This is a genomic window from Bradyrhizobium sp., assembly GCF_049586575.1.
Taxonomy (GTDB): domain Bacteria; phylum Pseudomonadota; class Alphaproteobacteria; order Rhizobiales; family Xanthobacteraceae; genus Bradyrhizobium.
The window spans coordinates 1-7342 of sequence record NZ_JBAVCF010000142.1 but is presented as its reverse complement, the minus strand read 5'-3'; the positions used below and the strand labels follow the sequence as shown (position 1 = coordinate 7342).

4 protein-coding genes and 2 pseudogenes are annotated in these 7342 nt (G+C 60.5%); 4 read left to right on the top strand and 2 right to left on the bottom strand.

Annotated features, from left to right (window positions below):
• The 4 genes and pseudogenes from WB528_RS05210 to WB528_RS05195 form a co-directional block, all read left to right on the top strand.
• Positions 1-423 (top strand): annotated as a pseudogene (locus tag WB528_RS05210) (glucose-6-phosphate dehydrogenase); the annotation flags it as partial.
• Positions 420-1244, top strand: a complete 825-nt coding sequence (locus WB528_RS05205) for a Cof-type HAD-IIB family hydrolase (protein ID WP_423887359.1) — start codon at positions 420-422, stop codon at positions 1242-1244. The pseudogene WB528_RS05210 and the gene WB528_RS05205, both read left to right, overlap by 4 nt.
• A 149-nt stretch (positions 1245-1393) precedes the next feature.
• A pseudogene (locus WB528_RS05200) lies at positions 1394-3793 on the top strand (phosphoketolase family protein); the annotation flags it as partial.
• A 25-nt stretch (positions 3794-3818) separates the two neighbouring features.
• Positions 3819-5009: an acetate/propionate family kinase gene (locus WB528_RS05195; RefSeq protein WP_423887358.1), complete on the top strand. Its 1191-nt coding sequence runs from the start codon at positions 3819-3821 to the stop codon at positions 5007-5009.
• A gap of 85 nt (positions 5010-5094) precedes the next feature.
• Here the strand turns inward: WB528_RS05195 and WB528_RS05190 are convergent, their stop codons facing one another.
• On the bottom strand, positions 5095-6549 hold the full coding sequence (locus WB528_RS05190) for an NADH-quinone oxidoreductase subunit N (protein ID WP_423887357.1): 1455 nt from the start codon (positions 6547-6549) through the stop codon (positions 5095-5097).
• Positions 6546-7342 (bottom strand): complex I subunit 4 family protein (locus WB528_RS05185; RefSeq protein ID WP_423887356.1); only part of this gene is annotated, 797 nt, incomplete at its 5' end. The genes WB528_RS05190 and WB528_RS05185, both read right to left, overlap by 4 nt.

Genomic DNA, 7342 nt, shown 5'->3' with positions numbered 1-7342 from the left:
ACGGCGTTCCGAGACACCGCCGTCGGTGCCTTGCGGCCGAATTGGCTGGTGCTGCGCATCGCGCCTGACGAGGGCATTTCCCTGCAGTTCGAGGTCAAGCGTCCCGGGCCGGTGGTGAACCTCGCCGCCGTGAAGATGGACTTTCAGTATGACGATTGGTTCCCGAAGGAGCCGAATGTGGGATACGAGACGCTGATCTACGACGTCATGATCGGCGACCAGACCTTGTTCATGCGTGCCGACATGGTGGAGCAGTCCTGGCGCATCGTCCAGCCGGTGCTCGACGCTTGGGCGGCAGAGAAGGCTGATTTTCCCGATTACGATTCCGGCAGCGACGGCCCGAAAGGAGCTCGCGAACTGCTGGCGCGCGACGGAGAACGGGCCTGGCGTCCCGTGATCCCTGCCTCGGAGAAAAGACAATGACGGCTCAGCGCGATATTCGTCTGTTCCTGGCCGACGTGGACGGTGCGCTGGTCACCAAGGACAAGATGCTGACCGAGGCGGCGAAGGCGGCTGTGCGGGAGCTGGATCAAGCCGGCATCGCCTTCGCCATCACCAGCGGCCGACCGCCGCGCGGCATGAGCATGCTGATCGAGCCGCTGGCGCTGCGAACCGCGATCGCGGGCTTCAACGGCGGCGTGCTGGTCAATCCGGACCTTTCGGTTATCGAGAGCTACACGCTTGATCCCGCTGCGGCGAAGCGGACCGTGAAGCTGATTCTCGACAAAGGGCTGGACGCCTGGGTCTACACGGAGGATGAGTGGCTGATCCGTGACAAGGATGCGCCGCATGTGGCGCGCGAGGCCTGGACGGTGAAGTTCGACGCCAAGGTTGTGGCGTCCTTTACGGATGCGCATCTGGCGCACGCCGTCAAGATCGTCGGCATCTCCGATGACCTAGACCTCGTCGCCAACTGCGAAAAGGTGGTGCAGAACGCGCTGGGCGAGAAGGCGAGCGCGGCGCGCTCGCAACCGTATTATCTCGACGTGACCCACCCGCAAGCCAACAAGGGGACGGTCGTGGCGACCCTGTCGAAGCTGCTGAACATCCCGCCTGAGCAGATTGCCACCATGGGGGACATGCCGAATGACGTGCTCATGTTTCGCAAAAGCGGCTTCTCAATCGCCATGGGCAATGCAAGCGACGAAGTGAAGGCGCAGGCGAGCGCGGTGACCGACAGCAATGAGAACGAAGGTTTCGCCAATGCGGTGCGGAAGTTCGTTCTGCGGACAGCCGCTGCATGATCCGCAGTTTATATGATGTGCGCCTTAATGGATGAGGCAGCAGTAGAGGAGACGTCCGGACGTTTCGGCAGCTTGACGGGAGAGTTCGAGGAGCATACCGCCGCGACGTGGCGATAGCCGGGACGGCCCCGCGCAAGAGAGCTTAGTCGCGGCCGACAAGCACTGGCCCTGCACGGAGAAATACTATGTCAGACACGTTGTCGGCCGAACTTCTTCAGAAGATGGACGCCTACTGGCGTGCGGCAAACTACCTGACCGTCGGCCAAATCTATCTGAAGGACAATCCTCTCCTCGAGGTTCCGCTTCGGTTGGAACATCTCAAAACACGGCTGCTAGGCCACTGGGGCACGACGACGGGATTGAATTTCATCTACGTCCATCTCAATCGCCTGATAAAGCTGAATGACCTAGACATGATCTGCATTATCGGTCCGGGCCATGGCGGCCCGGGCCTAGTGGCGCACACCTACCTCGAGGGGTCCTATTCCGAGATTTATCCGAATATCGACCGTAGCCGGAATGGGATGCAGCGGCTATTCCGCCAGTTCTCCTGGCCATACGGCGTTCCGAGTCACGTCGCGCCGGAAACGCCAGGGTCAATCCACGAAGGCGGCGAGCTCGGCTATTCGCTGGCCCACGCTTATGGAGCCGCGTTCGACAATCCCGACTTGATCGTCGCCTGTATCATCGGCGACGGCGAAGCTGAGACCGGTCCGCTGGCCGCGAGCTGGCACTCCAATAAATTCTTGAACCCGGCCCGCGACGGCGCGGTGCTGCCGATCCTCCACCTGAATGGGTTCAAGATCGCCAACCCCACCGTGCTTGCCAGGATCAGCCGACAGGAGTTGACGGATCTGCTGCGCGGCTATGGCTACGAACCTCATTTTGTCGAGGGCGACGAGCCCGCCGCCGTGCACGAGCTGCTCGCTACGGCGCTCGATCGCGTGCTTGCGGAGATCCGCAGCATTCAAGGCGCAGCGCGCTCGGCTCCAGAAGCAGAAAGCCTGGAGCGTCCGCGCTGGCCGATGATCGTGTTCCAGACCCCCAAGGGCTGGACGGGACCCAAGTTCGTGGACGGCAAGCCGGTCGAGGGGACGTGGCGCGCCCATCAGGTGCCTATTGCTGACTTCAAGAATCCCGAGCACCTCAAGCAACTCGAAGAGTGGATGAGGAGCTACCGGCCGCAGGATCTGTTCGATGAAAACGGCAAGTTCCGGGAGGAACTCGCCGCGCTGGCGCCGACAGGCCGCCGCCGCATGGGCACCAATCCGCACGCTAACGGAGGGGAGCTTCTGGTCCCGCTGTCGATGCCGCATTTCCGGGAATACGCTGTCGAAGTCACCAGCCCGGGGGGCGTCAAGGCAGAGGACACGCGCGTTCTCGGCAAGTTTTTGCGTGACGTGATGAAGTTGAATATGGCCTCCCAGAACTTTCGGCTATTTGGGCCGGACGAAACGGCCTCGAATCGTCTCGACGCTGTCTACGAAGCCAGCCCCAAGGAGTGGATGGCCAGGGTCGAAGACGTTGACGTTGACCTCAGCCCAACCGGCCGTGTCATGGAAGTGCTGAGCGAGCACATGTGCGAGGGTTGGCTTGAAGGTTACCTGCTCACCGGGCGTCATGGCCTGTTCTCCTGCTACGAGGCGTTCATCCATATCGTCGACTCGATGTTCAATCAGCACGCCAAATGGCTGAAGACCACCAGGGACATTCCTTGGCGCAAGCCGATCGCTTCGCTCAACTATCTGCTGACCTCGCTGGTGTGGCGGCAGGATCATAATGGATTTTCGCATCAGGATCCCGGCTTCATCGATCATGTCGCGAACAAAAGCTCCGATATTGTTCGGATCTATCTGGCGCCAGACGCCAATTGCCTGCTGTCTGTCGCCGATCACTGTCTCCGAAGCCGGGATTACGTCAATTTGATCATTGCCGGCAAGCAGCTGGAATGGCAGTGGCTCGATATCGAATCGGCCGCCCGGCATTGCGCTGCGGGAGTAGGCATCTGGCCGTGGGCGAGCAATGATGCGGGCGATCCAGATGTTGTTATGGCGTGCGCCGGCAATGTGCCAACGCTTGAGGCGCTCGCTGCGGTGACATTGCTGCGGGAATACGTGCCGGACATTCGCATCCGCGTCGTCAACGTGGTTGACCTGATGACGCTTCAGCCGCAGACGGAACACCCGCACGGGCTTGAAGACAGGGATTTCGACGAGCTCTTCACTCGCGACAAGCCGGTGATATTCGCGTTTCACGGGTACCCCGGGATTATCCATCGGCTTACCTACCGGCGGCATAATCACGACAATATTCATGTGCGCGGTTACAAGGAAAAAGGAACCACGACCACGCCGTTCGACATGGTGGTGCTTAACAACCTCGACCGCTACCAACTTGCCTTTGACGCCATCCGGCGCATCCCGCGGCTGGTCGATCAGGTGCAGAAGGCGAGCGAGCGCTATTGGACCATGATGGAACGTCACAAGCTCTATGTCGGCGAGCATGGTGAGGACATGCCAGAGGTGCGCGATTGGCGCTGGAGCTTGTGAGTTCGATCTTTTCACCCGGCGCGACATGACAGACGCCGAACGAGCATTGCCCATTCTCGCGCTGAACAGTGGTTCGTCGTCGCTCAAGTTCGGATTGTACCGCGTCGGATCCGCCCGGACCGAAATTCTCCTCTCCGGAGAAGCCGAATCGATCGGCGATAAGGATGGCAAATTCGTTGCACGGGATTCGCGCAATAAGATGTTGCTCTCCGAGACCTCGCCGATTCCCAGCCAACGGGAAGCGATCATTCGAATCGCAAGGCTTCTGGACGACTCCAAAATGCCGGCGCCGGTCGCTATCGGGCATCGGATCGTGCACGGCGGGCCTAGACTCCGACGCCATTGCCTCATTAATGATGAGGTTCTGCGGCAGCTTGAAGCGGCGAGGGCGTTCGCGCCGCTCCACATTCCATCGGCGCTTTCGGTCATCAGCTTTGCACACGAGCATTTTCCTGCGGCGACGCAGGCGGCGTGCTTCGACACAGCCTTTCACGCCGATTTGGCGGAGGTCGCGCGGGTCCTTCCGATCCCCAAGGAACTGCAATTGGAAGGGATCCAGCGCTACGGGTTTCATGGTCTCTCGTGCGAATCAATCGTGCGCCAACTTGCGGACGATCTTCCCGATCGCCTGATTATCGCCCATCTCGGCAATGGCGCCAGCGTCACTGCGGTCAAAGCCGGTAAATCGTTCGACACGAGCATGGGATTGACCCCGAGCGGCGGCGTGATCATGAGTACGCGTAGTGGTGATCTCGATCCAGGCGTCCTGGTCTATCTGATGCGCGAGAAGAAGCTCGATGCGGCCATGCTCGAAGAGCTGATCGATCGGCGTTCCGGCGTTTTCGGAATTTCGGGCGTTAGTGGCGACATGCGGCGCCTTCACCAAGCCGCGTCGTTAAACGCCGACGCACGACTCGCGATCCAAATGTTCTGCTATTCGGTGCGTAAGCAGGTGGTCGCGATGATCGCTGCGCTGGACGGAGTCGACTTGATCGTTTTCACCGGCGGCATCGGAGAAAATGATGAAGAAGTACGAGCTGGGATCTGCCGCGGCTTGTCATGGATCGGCGTCAGTCTCGATGAGGCCAGGAATGCTTCCGCGAACAATCCTGTCAACGATTCTGCATCGCGCTGCTGCGTGTGCGTTCTACCCTCGCAGGAGGACGAGCAGATTGCGCGGCACACCTGGGCCTTGTTGCCAAAGAGCCTGTCCTGACTGGTCGCCCGGGACACGCAGCGTGGTCTTCTTCATGGTAGCCACACTGCGCGATGAGAGGTTTCTAGCCGCCGGCGTCGGCGCTTTACCGGACCGTCATCTGCGCGGCGGTTATCTGGATAAGCTGGACCAATGACGTTGGATAGACTCCGAGTCCGAACAACATCAAGGTGAGCGCCGCCAGCGTCGCACCGCCAACCAATGAGACGTCACCAGCGTAGGCAGTCGCGCCTTCGGGAGGAGGCGTGCAGATCGCGACGATAACTCGGAGATAGTAGAACAGGCCGATAATGCTGCCGACGATGAGAGCAATGACAGCCGGCCACATCGTGGCGCTAACCCCGGCAGCAATCGCGTAGAACTTGCCAATAAAGCCCATGGTCAGCGGAATGCCAGCGAGCGACAGCAGCATTGCGGCAAAGGCGCCGCCGAGCCATGGGCGCCGCCAGATCAAGCCGCGATATTCGTCGAGATCCTCGATCTCCGCCGCCGCGTTCGACGTAGAAAGCACCGTGATGATACCGAACGCCCCGACGGTCATCACCGTGTAGGCGACCAGATAGTAGGTTACGGCCTCAATCCGCAGCGCGCCGCTCGCGAGAAAAGCGACCAGCAGATAGCCGAGATGCGCAATCGACGAATAGGCCAGAATCCGTTTGATATTATTTTGTAACAGGGCGAGCAGGTTGCCGACCAGGATCGAGGCGATGGCGACGATCTCGATCATCAGCGGCACCGGACCGAAACTGTCGGCGTCGGCCGTGACGAAATAGCGGAGCAGAAGAGCGAACATCGCGCCCTTGGAAACGACGGCGACAAAGGCTGCCACCGGAGCCGGCGCGCCTTCATAGACGTCAGGCGCCCACATATGGAACGGCACGACCGACAATTTGAAGCCAATTCCCGTGAAGATGAGCGCGAGCCCGGTTAGCCAATAGAGATCGGGCGAGGCCTTATCGAGCGTGCTCAGCAGCGCTGCGATCCGAGCGAATTCCATTGAGCCCAGCCGGGCATAGATCAGAGCCATGCCGAACAACAGAAATGCCGAAGAGATGCCGGCTAAAATCAGGTATTTGACGCCGGCCTCCAGCGGTTTTCCGTGGTCGCGCGGATAGGCAATCAAGCCGAGCAGCGAGATGCTGAGCGTCTCCAGACCGAGGAAGAAGGATGCAAAGTGATCGCTGGCCACCAGGGCGGCCGCGCCGAGCGTCGCCACCAGCACGAGTAGATAGAACTCTTCCGGCTGTTCTCGCCGTGCGGCGAGATAACCGTAGGACAACAGCAGGACAGCGATGCTGGCCGCGAAGATGAGGCCCATGTAGAAAAGCGCATAGCGGTCGATCGCGAACAGCCGCGTCACCTGGCGCGACGCCAGGTCACTCGCTGGCCAGATCGCCATCAGACAAAGAATAAGGCCCAGCAAGGAGAGAAGCGCGGTCAGCCGGTGATTGCGGTAAAAGGCAATTGCCAGCATCACGACCGTGACGGTTCCCGCCAGCACGATAAGCGGAAGGATAGCGATGAGGTCACTTCCGTTCATGGCTCACCCGGATGTGGCTGGCGTTCTGAGGCGCCGCGTTGCAAGTTGGCGAGACCGGCGCTTGCGATATCGAAGACCGGCTGCGGATAGCATCCTAGCCAGACGAGAGCTACGATCATCGTGCCCATAACAATCATGTGACGCGACGAGAAGTCGGTCAGTGTTGTGCTTGCCCGAGGTTCGCCATGAAAGACCCGTTGGACGAAGCTGAGAGCGTAGATGGTGGACACCACCAGTCCCAGCGTCCCCGCTATCGCGAATCCGCTGGCGACGCGGTAGGTGCCAAAGAGAACCAGGAATTCACCGACAAAATTGCCGAGTCCGGGCAGCCCGAGCGAGGCGATTGCAAAGAACAAGCCGATTGCGCCGATACGCGGCGCTGTCGACCACAACCCGCCCAGTTGGCGCATGTCGCGGGTATGAAGCTTCTCCTGGAGCGCGCCGACTAAAATGAACAGGGCGCCCGTGCTGAGGCCGTGTGCCAGGATCTGGATGACCGCACCCTGCAAGGCCAGCGTATTCCCTGCATAGATGCCGAGTAGGACAAAGCCCAAATGGCTGACGCTGGTATAAGCGACCAGGCGCTTCATGTCGTCCTGAGCGAAGGCGAGCATCGCGCCGTAGAGGATACCGATGACGCCGAGCGTCATAGCCACTGGCGCGAACGTGGCCGACGCCGCGGGGAAAAGCGGGACGGCGAAACGAAGCAAACCGTAGGCGCCGGTCTTCAGGAGCAGCCCCGCGAGGATGACGCTGCCGGCGGTCGGCGCTTCGGTATGAGCATCGGCCAGCC

Coding starts and splice junctions, on each gene's coding strand:
- WB528_RS05205 (WP_423887359.1), top strand. CDS start 420: ATGACGGCTCAGCGCGATATTCGTCTGTTCCTGGCCGACGTGGACGGT.
- WB528_RS05195 (WP_423887358.1), top strand. CDS start 3,819: ATGACAGACGCCGAACGAGCATTGCCCATTCTCGCGCTGAACAGTGGT.
- WB528_RS05190 (WP_423887357.1), bottom strand. CDS start 6,549: ATGAACGGAAGTGACCTCATCGCTATCCTTCCGCTTATCGTGCTGGCG.